Source organism: Streptomyces sp. NPDC054834, assembly GCF_053611185.1.
Genome location: NZ_JBSGZV010000011.1, coordinates 130,758 through 148,938, shown reverse-complemented (window position 1 = coordinate 148,938; position 18,181 = coordinate 130,758). Strand labels below are relative to the sequence as shown.

Sequence of the window (18,181 nt, the reverse complement as noted above, 5' to 3'; positions counted from 1 at the left end):
GGAGGCGCCGCCGCGGGTGTCCCCGCAGGGGGTGAGGCTCGCTGTTCGCGCACCGCGACACCTCAGTCACGCTACGCTCACGAAGACCTCGGCGCAGACCACTGCAACTCGACACCAGACCGGCACCTCACCCACTCAGTCCCACCTTGTCCCACTCCACTCCGTAACAGCACTTCACGGCACTTCACGGCAGAACGACACAAGGCGACGAATGCCCCAGCACACCTCCGGGTCCGACCGGGCGGCGATCCCCCCAGCCGCCCGCGACGGTGGCAGCGTGCGGCCGCCCGCTCCCTCGACACTCGACGAGCTGTGGCGGTCCTACAAGGCGACAGGGGACGAGCGGCTGCGGGAGCAGCTGATCCTGCACTACTCGCCGCTGGTGAAATACGTGGCGGGACGGGTGAGCGTGGGTCTGCCGCCGAATGTGGAGCAGGCCGACTTCGTGTCCTCGGGGGTCTTCGGGCTCATCGACGCGATCGAGAAGTTCGACATCGACCGGGAGATCAAGTTCGAGACGTACGCGATCACCCGGATCCGCGGCGCCATGATCGACGAGCTGCGCGCGCTGGACTGGATCCCCCGGTCGGTACGGCAGAAGGCGCGGAACGTCGAGCGGGCCTACGCCACGCTGGAGGCACGGCTCCGGCGCACCCCCACCGAGCCGGAGGTGGCCACCGAGCTGGGTATCGAGGTGGACGAACTCCACGCGGTCTTCAGTCAGTTGTCGCTGGCCAACGTGGTGGCGCTGGAGGAGATGCTGCACGCCGGGGGCGAGGGCGGCGAGCGGCTCACCCTGATGGACACGCTGGAGGACACCGACGCCGACAACCCGGTGGAGGTGGCCGAGGACCGGGAGCTCAGACGGTTCCTGGCGCGGGCGATCAACACGCTGCCCGAGCGGGAGAAGACCGTGGTCACGCTGTACTACTACGAGGGACTCACGCTCGCCGAGATCGGCAATGTGCTCGGGGTCACCGAGAGCCGGGTCAGCCAGATCCACACCAAGTCGGTACTTCAGCTGCGGGCGAAGCTGGCGAGCTTCGGGCGCTGAGTCTCCTCCCGTTCGCCGTGGCGCGTCCGTAAAGTGGTCGCCGTGCCAAGGATTCGAGCGGCCTCCGTGGCCGAGCACCGGTCGATGCAGCGAGCCGCCCTGCTGGACGCGGCACGGTCCCTGCTGTCCGAGGGCGGGACAGAGGCGCTGACCTTCCCGGCCCTCGCCGAGCGGACGGGGCTGGCGCGGTCGTCCGTGTACGAGTACTTCCGGTCGCGGGCCGCCGTGGTCGAGGAGCTGTGCGAGGTCGACTTCCCGGTGTGGGCGGCCGAGGTGTCGGCGGCGATGGAGCGGGCGGAGACACTCGAGGGCAAGGTCGAGGCGTATGTGCGCCGGCAGCTGGCCCTGGTGGGCGACCGGCGGCACCGGGCCGTCGTGGCGATCTCGGCGAGCGAGCTGGACGCGGGGGCGCGGGAGAAGATCCGGGCGGCGCACGGCGGGCTCGTCGCGATGATCGTCGAGGCGCTGGGCGAGATGGGGCATGCGCAGCCCCGGCTCGCGGCGATGCTGCTCCAGGGCGTCGTGGACGCGGCGGTGCGGCGGATCGAGCTCGGCGCGGCGGAGGATCCCGAATCGATCACGGACGCCGCGGTGGGGATGGCGCTGCGGGGTGTGCGGGGCTGACGAACGGCGCCGGGTGCCGTGGTGGTGGGGGCTCGCCGCGCCGCCGGGTGCCGCTGCGCCCACCTCCCCCACTCTCGGCTTCGCTCGAGCGGGACCCCCATCGCCCCAGCGGCACGACTGCCCGCAGCTACGCCGGCTGCGTCAGTTACGGGGCAGCGGTACGCCCAGTACCGGTAGCAGTCTCGACGGCCCCCTGTGCAGCAGCCACGGGGGGAGCAGTGACAGCGGGTCCAGATAGGTGTCGCCTCTGAGCAGGCCCCAGTGCAGGCAGCCGCCCGCACAGTGACCGACCGTCGCCTCCGTACCGCCCACCACCTCGCCCGCCGCCACCTCGTCCCCCTTGTTCACCGAGGGCGTCACCGGCTCGTACGTCGTCCGCAGGTCGGTGCCCGTCAGTTCCACGGACACCACGCCCCTGCCCGCCACCCGCCCCGCGAAGGACACCCGGCCAGCCGCGACCGCCCGTACCGGAGCCGCGGCGGCAGCGGCCAGGTCCACGCCGCGGTGGCCGCGGCCGTACGCCGTCGCCGGAGGTTCCCAGCCGCGCACCACCGCCGGGCGGGCGCCCACCGGCCAGGCGCGGCCGATCGCCGGCACCGGTGCCTGCGGTGCCTGCGGGGCCGGGGGAGCCGGGGCGTCGGCCCAGGCCAGGGGGGTCAGGACGGTCACCGTCAGGGCCGGCGCGAGGAGCAGTCGCACACCCGCCCATCGTTTCGCTCGCATGCGGCAAACCGTCCCGCATCCCCGCCGGTCATGGCCGGGACGTGTGGACAACTCACCGGTTGTGGACAGCGGCGTCACCCGGTGCCTCGCCGGTCCCGTACAATTCTTGTGGCGATCCGGGTCACCGGGTCGACTTCGCACGCCCCGATACGAGGCGCGGCCGGCGACGGTCCGTTCGTATCAGCGCCCCTCGGTCCTCATGTGGCAACGGCGCGTCGTGGGCGTCAGGCGCGGGAGCCGTCCGGCATCCGCGGCACAACCGAGAAAATCAAGGAGATACGGCCATGGCCGTCGTCACGATGCGGGAGCTGCTGGAGAGCGGCGTCCACTTCGGTCACCAGACCCGTCGTTGGAACCCGAAGATGAAGCGCTTCATCTTCACCGAGCGCAACGGCATCTACATCATCGACCTGCTCCAGTCGCTGTCGTACATCGACCGCGCCTACGAGTTCGTCAAGGAGACCGTGGCCCACGGCGGCACGGTCATGTTCGTCGGTACGAAGAAGCAGGCGCAGGAGGCCATCGCCGAGCAGGCCACCCGCGTCGGCATGCCCTACGTCAACCAGCGCTGGCTGGGTGGCATGCTCACCAACTTCTCCACCGTCTACAAGCGTCTGCAGCGCCTCAAGGAGCTCGAGCAGATCGACTTCGAGGACGTCGCGGCTTCCGGTCTGACCAAGAAGGAGCTTCTCGTGCTCTCGCGCGAGAAGGCCAAGCTGGAGAAGACCCTCGGTGGTATCCGCGAGATGCAGAAGGTGCCCAGCGCCGTCTGGATCGTGGACACCAAGAAGGAGCACATCGCCGTTGGTGAGGCCCGGAAGCTGAACATCCCGGTCGTCGCGATCCTCGACACCAACTGCGACCCCGACGAGGTCGACTACAAGATCCCGGGCAACGACGACGCGATCCGCTCCGTCACCCTGCTCACCCGTGTGATCGCCGACGCCGTCGCCGAGGGCCTCATCTCCCGCTCTCGCGTCGCCACCGGTGACAAGGGCGAGAAGGCCGCGGGCGAGCCGCTCGCCGAGTGGGAGCGCGACCTGCTCGAGGGCGAGAAGAAGGCCGAGGAGGCTCCGGCCGCTGCCGAGGCTCCGGCCGCCGCTGAGGCTCCGGCCGCCGCTGAGGCTCCGGCCGCCGCTGAGGCCCCGGCTGCCGAGGCTGCCGAGGCCCCCGCTGCCGAGGCTCCCGCTGCCGAGGCTCCCGCCGCTGAGGCCCCGGCCGCCGAGGGCGAGCAGGCCTGACAACCGTGTTGACGGCGGGGGCGGCACTGCATCAGCCAGCGCCTCCGGCGCGGTGAAGTCCGCCCCCGCCGTTCATCCGTAGGCCGGCAGGCGTCCGCGGTCCACGACTACATGTGGACCCGCAGACCCTGCTGATCTCCGATCTCCCAAGACTTCGAGAAAGACTCACAGACTCATGGCGAACTACACCGCCGCCGACGTCAAGAAGCTCCGTGAGCTCACCGGCGCCGGCATGATGGACTGCAAGAAGGCGCTGGACGAGGCCGAGGGCAGCGTCGAAAAGGCCGTCGAGGCGCTCCGCATCAAGGGCCAGAAGGGCGTCGCCAAGCGCGAGGGCCGCTCCGCCGAGAACGGCGCCGTGGTCTCCATCATCGCCGACGACAACTCCTCCGGCGTCCTGGTCGAGCTGAAGTGCGAGACGGACTTCGTCGCCAAGGGTGACAAGTTCCAGGCCGTGGCCACGGCCATCGCCGAGCACGTCGCCAAGACCTCCCCGGCCGACCTCGAGGCCCTGCTCGCCTCCGAGATCGAGGCCGGCAAGACCGTCCAGGCGTTCGTGGACGAGGCCAACGCCAACCTCGGCGAGAAGATCGTCCTGGACCGCTTCGCGCAGTTCTCCGACGGCTACGTCACCGCCTACATGCACCGCACGATGCCCGACCTGCCCCCGCAGATCGGTGTCCTCGTCGAGCTCGACAAGCGGAACGACGAGGCCGCCGCGGTCGCCAAGGGCGTCGCCCAGCACATCGCCGCCTTCGCGCCGAAGTACCTCTCCAAGGAGGACGTGCCGGCCGACGTCGTCGAGTCCGAGCGCCGCATCGCCGAGGAGACCACCCGCGCCGAGGGCAAGCCCGAGGCCGCGATCGCCAAGATCGTCGAGGGTCGCCTGAACGGCTTCTTCAAGGACGCCACGCTGCTCGGCCAGCCGTATGCGCTGGACAACAAGAAGTCCGTCCAGAAGATTCTGGACGAGGCCGGTGTCACCCTGAAGCGCTTCACGCGCATCAAGGTCGGCATCTGAGTCCGTACCGTGATCGACGAGCGACCCACGGAGAAATCCTCGGGGAAATCTCGATAGGGTCGACAGCAGTCGTCCGCGCACACCGCCACACCCAGGCATGTGGCGGACGGCAGCAGATCTGACGAGGAGGCCATTGCCGCGCATGGGAGCGAAAAGCGACCCCAACCGGCAGTGGCCTTCTTCGTATGTGCACCACGTAACAGAGGCGGGATCCCCATGACCACCAAGGCCCAGAAGAGCGACGACGGCAAAGTACACGGCCGGTTTCTGCTGAAGCTGTCCGGAGAGGCCTTCTCCGGTGGCGGGGGCCTGGGCGTCGACCCCGACGTGGTGCACAAGATCGCCCGCGAGATCGCGGCCGTCGTGCGCGACGGCGCCGAGGTCGCGGTCGTCATCGGCGGCGGCAACTTCTTCCGCGGCGCCGAACTCCAGCAGCGCGGCATGGACCGCGCCCGCTCCGACTACATGGGCATGCTCGGCACCGTGATGAACTGCCTCGCCCTCCAGGACTTCCTGGAGAAGGAGGGCATCGACAGCCGGGTCCAGACCGCCATCACCATGGGCCAGGTCGCCGAGCCGTACATCCCGCTGCGCGCCGTGCGCCACCTGGAGAAGGGCCGCGTGGTCATCTTCGGCGCCGGTATGGGCATGCCGTACTTCTCCACCGACACCACCGCCGCCCAGCGCGCCCTGGAGATCGACGCCGAGGCGCTGCTCATGGGCAAGAACGGCGTGGACGGGGTCTACGACTCCGACCCCAAGACCAACCCCGACGCCGTCAAGTTCGACGCCCTCGGCTACGGCGAGGTCATCACCCGCGACCTCAAGGTCGCCGACGCCACCGCGATCACCCTGTGCCGTGACAACAAGCTGCCGATCCTCGTGTTCGAGCTTCTGGCCGAGGGGAATATCGCACGGGCCGTCAAGGGTGAGAAGATCGGCACGCTCGTGGGTGATCAGGGCAGCCAGGCCTGACCGGACCACCCCGGGACCTCGTCGGGGGATGGACAATGTCCTGCCGGTCGGGAACCGTGCAGGAAGAAGACGCGACGCAGCCGGCCGCCGCCACCGCCAGGAACCGCAGCCGGGCCTACTCAAGACACGCAGGAGCAAGTGGTGATCGAAGAGACCCTCCTCGAGGCCGAGGAGAAGATGGAGAAGGCCGTCGTGGTCGCCAAGGAGGACTTCGCCGCGATCCGCACCGGCCGTGCGCACCCCGCCATGTTCAACAAGATCGTGGCCGACTACTACGGCGCGCTGACGCCGATCAACCAGCTGGCTTCGTTCTCCGTGCCGGAGCCGCGCATGGCCGTCGTGACCCCGTTCGACAAGAGCGCGCTGCGCAACATCGAGCAGGCGATCCGCGACTCCGACCTGGGCGTCAACCCGAGCAACGACGGCAACATCATCCGCGTGGTGTTCCCCGAGCTCACCGAGGAGCGCCGCCGCGAGTACATCAAGGTCGCCAAGGGCAAGGGCGAGGACGCCAAGGTGTCCATCCGCTCCGTCCGCCGCAAGGCCAAGGACGCCATCGACAAGCTGATCAAGGACGGCGAGGTCGGCGAGGACGAGGGCCGCCGTGCGGAGAAGGAACTCGACGACACCACCGCGAAGTACGTGGCCCAGGTGGACGAGCTCCTCAAGCACAAGGAAGCGGAACTGCTCGAGGTCTGATGAACGACTCTTCCTGGGGCGCTCCGCCACAAGCCGGGGCACAGGCCGGGTACTGGGGGCCCACCGACCAGGGACCGGTCCGGGGGGCTGCCCCGGCGGGCCCCGCGTACGATGCGCATGACGCGCAGCAGACCCGTCCCATGCCGGCCGTGCCCGACATACCCGCTCAAGGCGTTCATGGCGTTCGTGGCGGAGACCAGGACGACGACCGGGGGGCTGCTCGGCTGAGCGGCCCCTTGTTCCGCGACGAGCCACCGCAGGCCCAGTCCTACGGGCCGTATGACATGCCGCGGACGTCGCCCGACGGGGCGGCGCCGCAGAATCCGGAGCCGATGTCCGACGCCCCGCAGCCGGCCCCCGCGCCGCAGAAGAAGAGTGCGGGCCGGGACCTGAGCTCGGCCATAGGGGTGGGCGTCGGGCTCGGCGTGGTGATCGTCGCGTCCCTGTTCATCGTCAAGGCCGTGTTCGTCGGGGTCGTGGCGGTCGCCGTCGTCGTGGGTCTGTGGGAGCTGACCAGCCGGCTACAGGAGAGCAAGGGCATCAAGGCGCCCCTGGTCCCGCTGGCGCTCGGCGGTGCGGCGATGGTCGTCGCCGGGTACGTCCGGGGTGCCGAGGGCGCCTGGGTGGCCATGGCGCTGACCGCGCTGGCGGCACTGGTCTGGCGGATGACCGAACCGCCGGAGGGTTACCTCAAGGACGTCACGGCGGGCGTCTTCGCGGCCTTCTACGTCCCGTTCCTGGCCACGTTCGTCGCGATGATGCTCACCGCCGACGACGGCCCGTGGCGCGTGCTGACCTTCCTCCTTCTGACGGTGGTCAGCGACACCGGGGCGTACGCCGTCGGCTGGCGCTTCGGCAAGCACAAGCTCGCCCCGCGCATCAGCCCCGGCAAGACCCGCGAGGGCCTGCTCGGCGCGGTGCTGTTCGCCATGGTCGCGGGCGCGCTGTGCATGCAGTTCCTGATCGACGACGGCGCCTGGTGGCAGGGCCTCCTGCTCGGCCTCGCGGTCGCGGCCAGCGCCACCCTGGGCGACCTCGGCGAGTCCATGATCAAGCGCGACCTGGGCATCAAGGACATGGGCACGCTGCTCCCCGGGCACGGGGGCATCATGGACCGCCTGGACTCGCTGTTGCCGACGGCTCCGGTTGTGTGGCTTCTTCTGGTGATCTTCGTGGGGTCCGGCTGACAGCCGATCCCGCAACGGCGATCGGGTCCGAGGACCCGGAACCACCCCTTCCGAACATGTGATCACTCCACCGTGATCCGTCTCCGGGAGGGGTGGGTGTATGTGGGGACGTAGGCGTGCCAGGCGAGAGCAGGAGGCGGCCCAGGCGGTCGAGGCGCTCGCCGGGAGCCTGAGGTCCACGATCGACTCCGCCGACGAGACGCACCAGGCACTGCTGGAGATGCGGGAGCAGCTGGCGCAGGAGCTCGCGGAGATCGCCGCCCTGCTCGGCCACCGCGACGGGATGCCCGTCGACGCGATCCGGCAGCAGACCGACGTGGCCGCGCGCATCCTCGCGGGCGTCGACCGGATGTCCGAGGAGTACGGCGACACGCGGGCGCTGCTCTTCGGCAAGGGCGAGAACGACCTCGACGAGATCATGCCGGTACTCGAGGAACTCGTGGCGCACGCCCAGGGCATGGCGGAGGTCGGGGAGTCGTTCGTCGGCCTCATCGAGTCGATGCTGGAACTGCGGGAGAGGACCCACCTCCTGCGCGAGGACCTGATCCCCCTGCGCGAGCGCGTCCACGCCGCCTTCCGCGCGGCCCAGAAGGAACTGGACGCGACCCACGGCGCCCCCGGCTGGTTCGGCCGGCAGGCGACCCTGGCCGCCCTCGGCCACCGGCTCACCGCCCTGGCCGAGGGCCGGGTCATCCCCACCCAGAAACGCAAGGTCAGCGACCAGTACCGCGACCTGGAACGCGACATCGCCGAACTCCGCGACACCCTGGGAACAGCCCCGGCCTGACCGCCCCACCACTCGGCCCGGGCCACCCGAGTCGATCTGCGACACTGGTACAGCCATGCCTAAGCCCGGAGAACTCACTTTCGTCGCCCCGCGCGGAGCCAAGAAGCCGCCGCGGCATCTCGCCGATCTCACGCCCGCCGAACGCAAGGAGGCGGTGGCCGAGATCGGGGAGAAGCCGTTCCGCGCCAAGCAGCTCTCGCAGCATTACTTCGCGCGGTACGCGCACGACCCGGAGCAGTGGACCGACATCCCCGCCGGTTCGCGCGCCAAGCTGCGGGAGGCGCTGCTGCCGGAGCTGATGACGGTGGTGCGGCATCTGTCCACCGACCAGGGCACCACCCGCAAGACGCTGTGGCGGCTGTTCGACGGGACGCTCGTCGAGTCGGTGCTGATGCGGTACCCGGACCGGGTCACCATGTGCATCAGCTCGCAGGCGGGCTGCGGGATGAACTGCCCGTTCTGCGCGACCGGGCAGGCGGGGCTGGACCGGAATCTGTCCACCGCCGAGATCGTCCATCAGATCGTGGACGGGATGCGGGCGCTCAGGGACGGAGAGGTGCCCGGCGGACCGGCGCGGCTGTCCAACATCGTCTTCATGGGGATGGGCGAGCCGCTCGCCAACTACAAGCGAGTGGTGGGTGCCGTCCGGGCGCTCACCGATCCCGAGCCGGACGGGCTCGGGCTGTCGCAGCGCGGCATCACCGTCTCCACCGTCGGACTCGTCCCGGCGATCCACCGGTTCTCCGACGAGGGCTTCAAGTGCCGGCTCGCGATCTCGCTGCACGCGCCCGACGACGAGCTGCGCGACACCCTCGTACCCGTGAACACGCGCTGGAAGGTGCGCGAGGTGCTGGACGCCGGCTTCGAGTACAGCGCCAAGTCCGGCCGGCGGCTGTCCATCGAGTACGCGCTGATCCGGGACATCAACGACCAGGCCTGGCGCGGTGACCGGCTCGGGCGGCTGCTCAAGGGCAAGCCCGTGCACGTCAATCTGATTCCGCTGAACCCGACGCCGGGCTCCAAGTGGACCGCCTCGCGGCCGGAGGACGAGAAGGCGTTCGTGGAGGCCATCGCCGCGCACGGAGTGCCCGTCACCGTCCGGGACACCCGTGGGCAGGAGATCGACGGAGCCTGTGGTCAGCTGGCCGCCACCGAGCGGTAGTCTGTGGGCCGTAAGTACATCTTCATATTCCGACAGGGGAGCGCCACAGCGCTGAGAGTGCGGCAACCGGGCCGCAGACCCTCTGAACCTCGCCCAGGTCATTCTGGGTAGGGAGTTCGGTCATCACTCGAGCTGTTGCGCCCTGCCCGGGCACCGGCGGAATCCTCCGCGGGTCCCGGGCAGGGCCGCGTCTCTTCCTGGTCAACCCCAGGAGGAATCCAGTGCACAACAAGACCTTCGTGGCCGTGGCCGTCGGGCTCGGTCTCGTGGCGCTGTCCGCTTTGACGGGGTGTGGGTCGTCGAACGACGGGAGTTCGGCGGACTCCAAGACCGTCACCCTCGTCAGCCATGACTCGTGGGCCGTGTCGAAGAACGTGCGGAAGGACTTCGAGGAGCAGTCCGGGTACAAGCTCAGGGTCCTGAAGGACGGCGACGCGGGCCAGGCCGTCAACAAGGCGATCCTGACCAAGGACAACCCGCAGGGCGATGTCTTCTTCGGTGTGGACAACACCCTGTTGTCGCGTGCCCTCGACAACGGGCTGTTCCAGTCGTACGAGCCCAAGGGCTCCGACCTCATCCTGCCCCAGTACCGCGTCGACCAGGACAAGCACCGGGTCACGCCCATCGACACCGGCGACATCTGCGTCAACTACGACAAGGCGTACTTCGACAAGAACAAGCTGACTCCGCCCAAGTCCTTCGCCGACCTCGTCAAGCCCGAGTACAAGAACCTCCTCGTCACCGAGAACGCGGCCACCTCCTCGCCCGGCCTCGGCTTCCTGCTCGGCAGTGCCGCCCAGTACGGCGACAACAACTGGCAGGGCTACTGGAAGAAGCTCAAGGCCAACGGCGTGAAGGTCGTCGACGGCTGGGAGCAGGCCTACTACCAGGAGTTCTCCGGCTCCTCCGAGGGCAGGAAGGCCGGTGGCGACCGGCCGCTCGTGGTGTCGTACGCCTCCTCCCCGCCCGCCGAAGTGATCTTCGCCAAGAAGCGGCCCAGCACCGCCCCGACCGGGGTGTCGTACGGCACCTGCTTCCGGCAGACCGAATACGCGGGGCTGCTGAGCAACGCGAGGAACACCAAGGGCGGCAAGGCGTTCCTCGACTTCCTGCTCACCAAGGAGTTCCAGGACGACATGCCGCTCAACATGTTCGTCTACCCGGTGCGCGAGGCCGCCCAGGTGCCGCCGGAGTTCGTGAAGTACGGCCCGCAGGCCAAGTCCCCCGAGACCATGGCTCCCGAGAAGATCGCCGCCAATCGCGACCAGTGGGTCAAGTCGTGGACGTCGCTCGTACTGAAGTAGCCGCGACCAGGCGGAGAACCGCGGCGCGGCTCGGCCTCATGGCCGTGCCCGTCGCGTTCTTCGCGGTGTTCTTCGCCTGGCCCGTGGCCGCGATCGTGGCCCGCGGGCTGAAGGTGGACGGCGTCTGGCAGTTCGGGCGGATGGTGGACGTCGTCACCCAGCCGGACATCCGGCACGTGCTGTGGTTCACCGCCTGGCAGGCGCTGGCCTCCACCGCGCTCACCCTGCTGATCGCGCTGCCCGCCGCCTACGCCTTCGCCCGCCTGGACTTTCCCGGCAAGCAGGTGCTGCGGGCCGTCGTCACGGTTCCGTTCGTGCTGCCGACCGTCGTCGTCGGCACCGCCTTTCTCGCGCTGGTCGGACGCGGCGGGCTGCTGGACGAGCTGTGGGGCGTAAGGCTGGACACCACCGTGTGGGCGATCCTGCTGGCGCACGTCTTCTTCAACTACGCGGTCGTCGTACGCACGGTCGGCGGCCTGTGGGCACAGCTCGACCCGCGTCAGGAGGAGGCCGCCCGGATGCTGGGGGCGTCCGCGCCGCGCGCCTGGCGGAAGGTGACGCTGCCCGCCCTCGCACCCGCGGTGGCCGCCGCCGCGCTGATGGTGTTCCTGTTCACCTTCACCTCCTTCGGTGTGGTCCAGATCCTCGGCGGGCCCACCTTCTCCACCGTCGAGGTGGAGATCTACCGGCAGACCTCCGAGACCTTCGACCTGGCCACGGCCGCCGTCCTCACCCTGGTCCAGTTCCTCGCGGTCGGCGTGATCCTCGCCGTGCACGCCTGGACGGTACGGCGCCGGGAGACCGCGCTGCGGCTGGTGGACGCCTCCGTGACCGCCCGCCGGCCGCGCGGCGCGGGTCAGTGGGCGCTGCTGACGGGTGTCCTCGCCACCGTCGCCCTGCTGCTGGTGCTGCCTCTCGCCGTGCTGGTGTCGCGCTCGCTGGACGCGCCCGGCTTCGGCTACTACCGGGCGCTGACCAACGATGACGGCGGCATGTTCCTGGTGGCGCCTGTCAACGCGATCACCAATTCCCTCCAGTACGCCGTCGCCGCCACCGGTATCGCCCTGGCTGTCGGCGGCCTGGCCGCCGCCGCGCTCGCCCGCCGGGACGCCGGCCGGATCGTGCGCGGCTTCGACGCGCTGCTGATGCTGCCGCTCGGCGTGTCCGCGGTGACCGTCGGCTTCGGGTTCCTGATCGCGCTCGACAAGCCGCCGCTGGACCTCAGACAGTCCTGGATCCTGGTCCCGCTCGCGCAGGCGCTGGTCGGCGTGCCGTTCGTGGTACGGACGATGCTGCCGGTGCTGCGGGCCGTGGACGGGCGGCTGAGGGAGGCGGCGGCCGTGCTCGGGGCCTCGCCCTGGCGGGTGTGGCGGGAGGTCGACCTGCCGATGGTGCGGCGCGCGCTGCTGATCGCGGCCGGGTTCGCCTTCGCGGTGTCGCTGGGGGAGTTCGGGGCGACCGTGTTCATCGCGCGGCCCGACAACCCGACGCTGCCGGTCGCGGTGGCGCGGCTCCTCGGCCGGCCCGGCGATCTCAACTACGGGCAGGCGATGGCCCTTTCCACGATTCTGATGGTGGTGTGTGCGGCGGCCCTGCTCGTCCTGGAGCGGCTGCGCACCGACCGGACGGGGGAGTTCTGATGCTGCTGAGCCTTCAGGCCGCGACCGTGCGTTTCGGCGGGCGGGCGGTGCTCGACGCCGTGGACCTGTCGGTCGCCGAACACGAGATCGTGTGCGTGCTCGGGCCGAGCGGCAGCGGCAAGTCGACGTTGCTGAGGGCGGTGGCGGGGCTCCAACCGCTGGACTCCGGGCGGGTGGTGCTCGACGGACGCGACCAGAGGGGCGTGCCCGCGCACCGGCGCGGGGTGGGGCTGATGTTCCAGGACCACCAGCTCTTCCCGCAGCGGGACGCGGGCGGCAACGTGGCCTTCGGGCTGCGCATGCAGGGGGTGGCGAAGGGCCGGCAGGAGGCCCGGGTGCGGGAGTTGCTGGACCTGGTGGGCCTGCCGGGTGCCGCCCGCCGGGCGGTCGCCGGGCTGTCCGGCGGTGAACAGCAGCGCGTGGCGCTGGCCCGGGCGCTCGCTCCCCGGCCCCGGCTACTGATGCTGGACGAGCCGCTCGGGCAGCTCGACCGGTCGCTGCGGGAGCGGCTGGTGGTGGAACTGCGGGAACTGTTCGGCCGGTTGGGGACCACCGTGCTCGCCGTGACGCACGACCAGGGCGAGGCGTTCGCACTGGCCGACCGGGTGGTGGTGATGCGGGACGGGCGGATCGCCCAGTCCGGGACTCCCCTGGAGGTGTGGCAGCGGCCGGCCGACGAGTTCGTGGCCCGCTTCCTCGGCTTCGACAACGTGGCCGGCGCGACGGTCGCCGGAGAGGCCGCGGACACGCCGTGGGGCAAGCTGCCGGTGCCCGCGGGAGCGCCCCAGGGTGCCCGTACGGTGCTCGTCCGGCCCGCCGGTGTCCGGCTCGTCCCGGCCGGCGAGGGGCTGCGCTGTACGGTGACCGCCCGGACGTTCAAGGGCACGCATGTCGCCGTCCGCCTCCAGCCCGAGGACGCCCCGCGGCTGGAGGCGGCGTGCGCGCTCAGGGAGGCGCCGGAGGTCGGCGGGGAGGTCGGTGTGGAGTTCGACGCGGCCGAGATCGTCGTACTCGAGGAGCAGCCGCCCCCCGGTGGACGGCAGTGGCCCGCCCCCCGGACGGGGGGACGGGCCACGGTGGTGCACAAGGAGTGAGGCGTCAGCGACCGCTGCCCGCCCCGCGACGGCGCATGCCGTAGAACACCGCGCCACCGCCGACGACGACCAGGGCGGCCGCGATGCCGGCGATCAGACCGGTGTTGGAGTTCGCACCGGTCTCGGCGAGGTTCGAGTCACCGGCCGCCGGGGACGGCTCGTTGTTCGAGGTGTCCGCCGGGGCGGTGCTGGTGCCCTCCGACGCCGATTCCGACGCCGACGCGGACGGGGTCGCGGACTCGGCCGGGGCCGAGGCGGATGCGGAGACGGACGGGGACGGCTTCGAGGTCTTCGTGGCGGGCGCCGTGGGCGTCGCGGACTCCTCGGTCTGGCAGGCCGTGGAAGGAGTGGTCAGGTTGGGCGTGATGTCCGCGTCGACCTTCTTGCCGGCCTTGACGTGGACGCGGTACGTCGCGTTGGGCTTCCAGTCCTCCGCGATGGTGACCGTGGTGCCCGCGCTGGATCCCTTGATGTTCTGCGGCTTGCCGATCTGCTTCACATCGGCACCGTTGTTCTCCAGGAACACGGTGATGATGGCCGGGGTGCCTGCGGCGTCCTTGTCGGTGACGACGATGACGCCCTTGGCGCCGTCGCACGTGGCCTCGGCGGAGAAGTCACCTATTTCGCAGGCGAGCGCGGTGCCCGCGACACCCAGCGCCAGCGCGGCGGAAGCGGAGGCGACACCCAGGACACGCACGGAACGGCGTGCGTTGCGGCGAGTTTTGGACACGTTTGTCCTTTACAGAGTGCATAACTGCGGGGGGCTGAGGGGGAGATGACATGACGAAGAGGTGAGGCATCATCAACCCCAAGAGGCTCACAGGTCTATAAGCGCTCCGTAAGGAGTGTCAATGCACAAGCGGAGCACGTGCATTGACTTTACCAGCTTATTAACCAACGATACGTTTCAATGTCTCGGGCGCCTCCTCGATCCGGTCAACAAGGGCGATTCGGGCCTCCATCGACCGCCCCCGCGCGAGCGCCTGAAGCAGCGGCCACACCGGCAGCCGCTCCGTCCAGTGCGCCCGGTCCACGAGCACCATCGGCGTGGGCTCGCCCCGCGATCCGTAGTAGTTCGGGGTCGCGTTGTCGAAGACCTCCTGTACGGTCCCGGCGGCGCCCGGCAGGAACACCACGCCCGCGGTGGAGCGGGCCAGCAGGCCGTCCTCGCGGGTGGCGTTGGCGAAGTACTTCGCGATGTGCGCGGCGAAGGCGTTCGGCGGCTCGTGACCGTAGAACCAGGTGGGGATGCCCACCGACGCGCCACCGCCGGGCCAGCGGTCGCGCACCTCGAAGGCGGCGTGCGCCCAGTCGGCGACGGACGGCCGGAACGAGGGGGCCTTGGCGAGGAGTTGCAGCGCTTCCCCGAGCATCCCGTCCTCGAACGGGGCGGCGTACGCACCGAGGTTGGCCGCCTCCATGGCCCCCGGCCCGCCGCCGGTGGCCACCGTGAGCCCGGCGCGCGCCAGTTCGCGGCCCAGGCGGGCGGCACCCGCGTACGCCTCCGTGCCGCGCTCCATCGCGTGGCCGCCCATGACACCCACCACCCGTGCGCCGACGAGGAGTTCGTCGAGCGCGTCGGAGACGGCGTCGTCGTGGACCGCGCGCAGCATGGACGAGTAGACGTCCCCGTCGGACTTCGTCCGCTGGAACCAGTCGTACGCCCGCGCGTCCGGCGTCGCCTCGTACCCCTCGTCGAGGGACTCGAACAGCTCGTCGGGTGTGTAGACGAACCCCCGGTACGGGTCGAAGGGCAGACCCGGCACGGGCGGAAACACCAGTGCCCCCGCGGCACGCACCTTGGCGGCGGCCTCGGGATCCATCGGGCAGCCGAGGAAGACGGCGCCAGAGGTGTCCAGGGCGAGCAACTCACTTGTACGGGCCGTCAGATCGACGGCCTGGACACGGAACCGGGCGAGCGTGCCGTGCTCGGCGACCACCGCGTCGAACTCGGCGAGCGACTCTATCTCGTGGTCGTGGGCGGCACGGTTGGGCTGGGCGGGTGTCGGATGCACCCGCCCATGCTGGCACAGCCGCCCGCGCCCCGGTCCGGATTCGGCGGCTCAGCCCTGGATCGCCGCCGGGTCCATCCAGGCGATCTCCCAGGTGTGGCCGTCGAGGTCGTCGAAGGCGCGGCCGTACATGAAGCCGTGGTCCTGGGTCCGGCCGGCCGTGCCGCCCGCCGCGATCGCCTTCTCCACCAGCTCGTCGACCTTCGCGCGGCTCTCGGCGCTCAGGCACACCAGCACCTCGCTGGTCTGGGCCGCGTCGGCGATCTCCTTGTCGGTGAAGGTCGCGTAGAACGGCTTGGTGAGGAGCATCGCCATGATGGTGTCGCTGATCACGACGGAGGCCGCGTTCTCGTTGGTGAACTGCGGGTTGATCGTGTAGCCCAGCTCCGTGAAGAACTTCTTCGAGGCGTCCAGGTCGTTCACGGGCAGGTTCACGAAGATCATCTGCTGGTACATGCCGGTCTCCCATCGGGGTGCGGTGCGTCGGTACGGCTGATAGACCGGCGGCCGCCGGGAATCTCATCGGCGGCCGGCAAATTTTTTTCAGCGCCCCAGCGGGAGTGCCGCGAGGTGCGCGACCGCCAGGGTGAGCGGGCCGAACAGGGCGAGCAGTGTGGCCGCCCGCAGGGCCGCCGCACCGCGCAGCAGCGTGGCCCGGGCGCCCAGGCGGACCAGCGCGGCGGTGGTGTCGGCCCGGGACTGCCTGGCCTCCACGGCCACCGTGAGGAGCGTGGCCACCGTGCAACCGGCGACCAGGAGGATGCCGAGGCCGGTCAGCGGGCCGACGGACGGGGCGCCGCCGCCGTACGGTGCCGTCATCGCGTACGCGCCGGACGCGACCGCGCAGACGATGCCGAGGGGGCGGCCGATACGGGTGGCTTCCGCCATCAGGAAGCGGCCGGCGAGCAGCCTGAGCGCGCCCGGGCGGACCGCTTGCAGCAGGCGGCCGCAGAGGTGGGTGAGGCCGGGGGCTGCGAGGGCCAGGCCGGCCGCGGTCAGGGCCCAGCCGGCGAGTGCCCCGGCGGGGCTTTCCCGGAGGGGGGCCGGGGTGGCAGGTCCGGTGTAGGACTCCACGGCGAGGCCCGCGGCCAGTACGGCGATGCCCCAGGGGAGACCGCGGGGTGCTTCGCGGGGTGGCGGGGGGTCGGCCAGGGCGTCGGTGAGGGCGTCGGTCGAGTCGGCGTCCGGGGTTGCCGCCTCGGGGTCGGTCACCTCGTCCGGGGCGTGCCGGGCACCGCCCGCCGGTGCTTGCTCACGAAGCCGGAAGCGTGCCCCGAACCGGGGTGAGACGGGCTGCGGGCGGCGGACGTCCCGGGGGCGCAGTACCAGGGCGGCCGCGGTGGAGGCGGTGGTGGGGACCACGGCCAGCAGGGTGAGGGTGGCCGGAACGGGCAGTGGCCGGTCGGCGGCGAGCAGCCGCGCGGCGGCGCCGTCGAAGGGCATGCCCGTCAGGTCGCCGCGCAGATGGAGGAAGAGCAGGAGCGCGACCGTCGAGCCGAGTGTGCAGGACAGGGCGGTCGTCAGGGCCGAGATCGCCATCAGCCGGGCCGGGCCCAGGCCCAGCGCGGACAGGCCGGGCCGGGGGCGGGTGCCGGGGTCGGTGCGGGCGACGGCCACCGCGAAGTGGACGGTGGCCGCCAGCGGGACCGCGCACCACGCCAGGCGCAGGAGAAGGGAGGCGGCGGGCGTGTCGGGATGGCCCAGCGCGTAGCCGAAGGTGCCGAGCAGGAGGAAGCCCGTGCCCGCGGCCGCCGTCGCCACCAGGAGGCGGCGCAGCTGGACCGCGGGATGCGCGAGGCGGATCAGGCGGAGAGCGAGCACGCGGCCCGGCCTTCCGGCTCGGGGGCCTCGGGCAGGTGCACGGTGTGGACGCGCCGGCCGTCCAGCAGCGTCACCGTGCGGTCGGCGAGCGCCGCGGTCTCCGCGTCGTGGGTGGCCAGCACCACCGTGATGCTGTGCGAGCGGGCCGCGGTGGTCAGCGTCCGCAGGACGTGCGCGCGGTCGGCCTGGTGCAGCGGGGCGGTCGGCTCGTCGGCGAAGAGGACCGTGGGCGCGGGGGCCAGCGCCCGGGCGATGGAGACGCGCTGGCGTTCGGACTGCACCAGTTCGTGCGGGCGCTTGCGGGACTTGTCGCCGACGTCCAGGCGCTCCAGCCACTCCAGGGCCGCCACCTTGGCCCGGCGGCGGCTGGTGCCGCGCAGCATCAGGGGGAGGGCGGTGTTCTCCCAGACGGTCAGCTCGGGGACCAGCGCCGGTGCCGGGTCGATCCAGCAGAAGCGGTCCCGGCGCAGCCGTTCGCGCCGCATGGGGCCCATGGTGTGCACGGGCGCGCTGTTGAACCAGACCTCCCCGCGCTGCGCCGGCACCAGGCCGGACAGACAGCGCAGCAGGGTCGTCTTGCCGCTGCCGCGCGGCCCGCTGACGGCGAGGATCTCGCCCACCCGCACGCCGAGCGAGACACCGGCCAGTCCCGGCGAGCCGTCGGGATGCACGTAGTGCAGCGAGCGTGCCCAGAGCATGTCGTTGTCCGGCGGGGCCTCCATGGGCGTACACCTCGGTTCTGATCCGTATTTCCCGTGCCAAGTCCCTCGTGCGGGGGAACGAAGGCAGGGCCGATCGGTTACCAGGCACGCTAAGGAGCCGGGGCCGCGACGCCGG

18 protein-coding genes are annotated in these 18,181 nt (G+C 70.9%); 12 read left to right on the top strand and 6 right to left on the bottom strand.

Going from position 1 to position 18,181, the window contains the following annotated elements:
• Positions 1–211 precede the first annotated feature (211 nt).
• Positions 212–1,054 carry an RNA polymerase sigma factor WhiG gene (gene whiG / locus ACWGJM_RS17605; protein ID WP_453412582.1) on the top strand — a complete coding sequence of 281 codons (843 nt, stop codon included), beginning with the start codon at positions 212–214 and terminating at the stop codon, positions 1,052–1,054.
• Between the two features lie 66 nt (positions 1,055–1,120).
• Positions 1,121–1,678: a TetR/AcrR family transcriptional regulator gene (locus ACWGJM_RS17600; protein WP_453412650.1), complete on the top strand. Its 558-nt coding sequence runs from the start codon at positions 1,121–1,123 to the stop codon at positions 1,676–1,678.
• A gap of 141 nt (positions 1,679–1,819) precedes the next feature.
• Here ACWGJM_RS17600 and ACWGJM_RS17595 read toward each other — a convergent pair whose 3' ends face one another.
• Positions 1,820–2,401, bottom strand: coding sequence for a peptidoglycan DD-metalloendopeptidase family protein (locus ACWGJM_RS17595; protein ID WP_453412581.1), 582 nt, complete (start codon positions 2,399–2,401; stop codon positions 1,820–1,822).
• A 284-nt stretch (positions 2,402–2,685) separates the two neighbouring features.
• On the opposite strand from ACWGJM_RS17595, the gene rpsB reads away from it, so the two are divergent.
• From rpsB to ACWGJM_RS17545, 10 genes are all read left to right on the top strand, one after another.
• Positions 2,686–3,642, top strand: coding sequence for a 30S ribosomal protein S2 (rpsB, locus tag ACWGJM_RS17590; RefSeq protein ID WP_453412580.1), 957 nt, complete (start codon positions 2,686–2,688; stop codon positions 3,640–3,642).
• A 175-nt stretch (positions 3,643–3,817) separates the two neighbouring features.
• Complete coding sequence (gene tsf, locus ACWGJM_RS17585; protein WP_453412579.1) at positions 3,818–4,663, top strand: translation elongation factor Ts; 846 nt, start codon at positions 3,818–3,820, stop codon at positions 4,661–4,663.
• Positions 4,664–4,879: 216 nt separating this feature from the next.
• Positions 4,880–5,638: a UMP kinase gene (pyrH, locus tag ACWGJM_RS17580; RefSeq protein ID WP_453412578.1), complete on the top strand. Its 759-nt coding sequence runs from the start codon at positions 4,880–4,882 to the stop codon at positions 5,636–5,638.
• Between the two features lie 141 nt (positions 5,639–5,779).
• Positions 5,780–6,337 (top strand): ribosome recycling factor, encoded by a 558-nt coding sequence (gene frr, locus ACWGJM_RS17575; protein ID WP_189981158.1) that lies wholly within the window; start codon positions 5,780–5,782, stop codon positions 6,335–6,337.
• Positions 6,337–7,524, top strand: coding sequence for a phosphatidate cytidylyltransferase (locus tag ACWGJM_RS17570; protein WP_453412577.1), 1,188 nt, complete (start codon positions 6,337–6,339; stop codon positions 7,522–7,524). Before frr ends, ACWGJM_RS17570 begins: the two co-directional genes overlap by 1 nt.
• A gap of 100 nt (positions 7,525–7,624) precedes the next feature.
• Positions 7,625–8,311, top strand: a complete 687-nt coding sequence (locus tag ACWGJM_RS17565; RefSeq protein WP_453412576.1) for a hypothetical protein — start codon at positions 7,625–7,627, stop codon at positions 8,309–8,311.
• Positions 8,312–8,366: 55 nt separating this feature from the next.
• Complete coding sequence (gene rlmN / locus ACWGJM_RS17560) at positions 8,367–9,473, top strand: 23S rRNA (adenine(2503)-C(2))-methyltransferase RlmN (protein ID WP_453412575.1); 1,107 nt, start codon at positions 8,367–8,369, stop codon at positions 9,471–9,473.
• 221 nt (positions 9,474–9,694) lie between these two features.
• Positions 9,695–10,777, top strand: coding sequence for a thiamine ABC transporter substrate-binding protein (locus ACWGJM_RS17555; RefSeq protein ID WP_453412574.1), 1,083 nt, complete (start codon positions 9,695–9,697; stop codon positions 10,775–10,777).
• A gap of 38 nt (positions 10,778–10,815) precedes the next feature.
• Complete coding sequence (locus tag ACWGJM_RS17550; protein WP_453412573.1) at positions 10,816–12,417, top strand: ABC transporter permease; 1,602 nt, start codon at positions 10,816–10,818, stop codon at positions 12,415–12,417.
• Positions 12,417–13,511, top strand: coding sequence for an ABC transporter ATP-binding protein (locus ACWGJM_RS17545; protein ID WP_453412572.1), 1,095 nt, complete (start codon positions 12,417–12,419; stop codon positions 13,509–13,511). Before ACWGJM_RS17550 ends, ACWGJM_RS17545 begins: the two co-directional genes overlap by 1 nt.
• Positions 13,512–13,515: 4 nt before the next feature.
• Here ACWGJM_RS17545 and ACWGJM_RS17540 read toward each other — a convergent pair whose 3' ends face one another.
• From ACWGJM_RS17540 to ACWGJM_RS17520, 5 genes are all read right to left on the bottom strand, one after another.
• Positions 13,516–14,241 (bottom strand): LAETG motif-containing sortase-dependent surface protein, encoded by a 726-nt coding sequence (locus tag ACWGJM_RS17540; protein WP_453412571.1) that lies wholly within the window; start codon positions 14,239–14,241, stop codon positions 13,516–13,518.
• Positions 14,242–14,401: 160 nt separating this feature from the next.
• Positions 14,402–15,526, bottom strand: a complete 1,125-nt coding sequence (locus ACWGJM_RS17535) for an LOG family protein (protein WP_453412570.1) — start codon at positions 15,524–15,526, stop codon at positions 14,402–14,404.
• 48 nt (positions 15,527–15,574) lie between these two features.
• Positions 15,575–15,979 carry a VOC family protein gene (locus ACWGJM_RS17530; RefSeq protein ID WP_453412569.1) on the bottom strand — a complete coding sequence of 135 codons (405 nt, stop codon included), beginning with the start codon at positions 15,977–15,979 and terminating at the stop codon, positions 15,575–15,577.
• 87 nt (positions 15,980–16,066) lie between these two features.
• On the bottom strand, positions 16,067–17,344 hold the full coding sequence (locus ACWGJM_RS17525) for a hypothetical protein (RefSeq protein WP_453412568.1): 1,278 nt from the start codon (positions 17,342–17,344) through the stop codon (positions 16,067–16,069).
• Complete coding sequence (locus tag ACWGJM_RS17520; protein WP_453412567.1) at positions 17,326–18,066, bottom strand: ABC transporter ATP-binding protein; 741 nt, start codon at positions 18,064–18,066, stop codon at positions 17,326–17,328. The genes ACWGJM_RS17525 and ACWGJM_RS17520 overlap by 19 nt, the downstream gene beginning before the upstream one ends.
• Between the last annotated feature and the right edge of the window lie 115 nt (positions 18,067–18,181).

Excerpts from the sequence above, each read along its gene's own strand:
- rpsB (WP_453412580.1), top strand. The coding sequence starts at position 2,686 with ATGGCCGTCGTCACGATGCGGGAGCTGCTGGAGAGCGGCGTCCACTTC.
- ACWGJM_RS17545 (WP_453412572.1), top strand. The coding sequence starts at position 12,417 with ATGCTGCTGAGCCTTCAGGCCGCGACCGTGCGTTTCGGCGGGCGGGCG.
- ACWGJM_RS17550 (WP_453412573.1), top strand. The coding sequence starts at position 10,816 with ATGGCCGTGCCCGTCGCGTTCTTCGCGGTGTTCTTCGCCTGGCCCGTG.
- ACWGJM_RS17520 (WP_453412567.1), bottom strand. The coding sequence starts at position 18,066 with ATGGAGGCCCCGCCGGACAACGACATGCTCTGGGCACGCTCGCTGCAC.
- rlmN (WP_453412575.1), top strand. The coding sequence starts at position 8,367 with ATGCCTAAGCCCGGAGAACTCACTTTCGTCGCCCCGCGCGGAGCCAAG.
- whiG (WP_453412582.1), top strand. The coding sequence starts at position 212 with ATGCCCCAGCACACCTCCGGGTCCGACCGGGCGGCGATCCCCCCAGCC.
- ACWGJM_RS17595 (WP_453412581.1), bottom strand. The coding sequence starts at position 2,401 with ATGCGAGCGAAACGATGGGCGGGTGTGCGACTGCTCCTCGCGCCGGCC.
- ACWGJM_RS17565 (WP_453412576.1), top strand. The coding sequence starts at position 7,625 with ATGTGGGGACGTAGGCGTGCCAGGCGAGAGCAGGAGGCGGCCCAGGCG.
- ACWGJM_RS17570 (WP_453412577.1), top strand. The coding sequence starts at position 6,337 with ATGAACGACTCTTCCTGGGGCGCTCCGCCACAAGCCGGGGCACAGGCC.
- pyrH (WP_453412578.1), top strand. The coding sequence starts at position 4,880 with ATGACCACCAAGGCCCAGAAGAGCGACGACGGCAAAGTACACGGCCGG.
- ACWGJM_RS17530 (WP_453412569.1), bottom strand. The coding sequence starts at position 15,979 with ATGTACCAGCAGATGATCTTCGTGAACCTGCCCGTGAACGACCTGGAC.
- tsf (WP_453412579.1), top strand. The coding sequence starts at position 3,818 with ATGGCGAACTACACCGCCGCCGACGTCAAGAAGCTCCGTGAGCTCACC.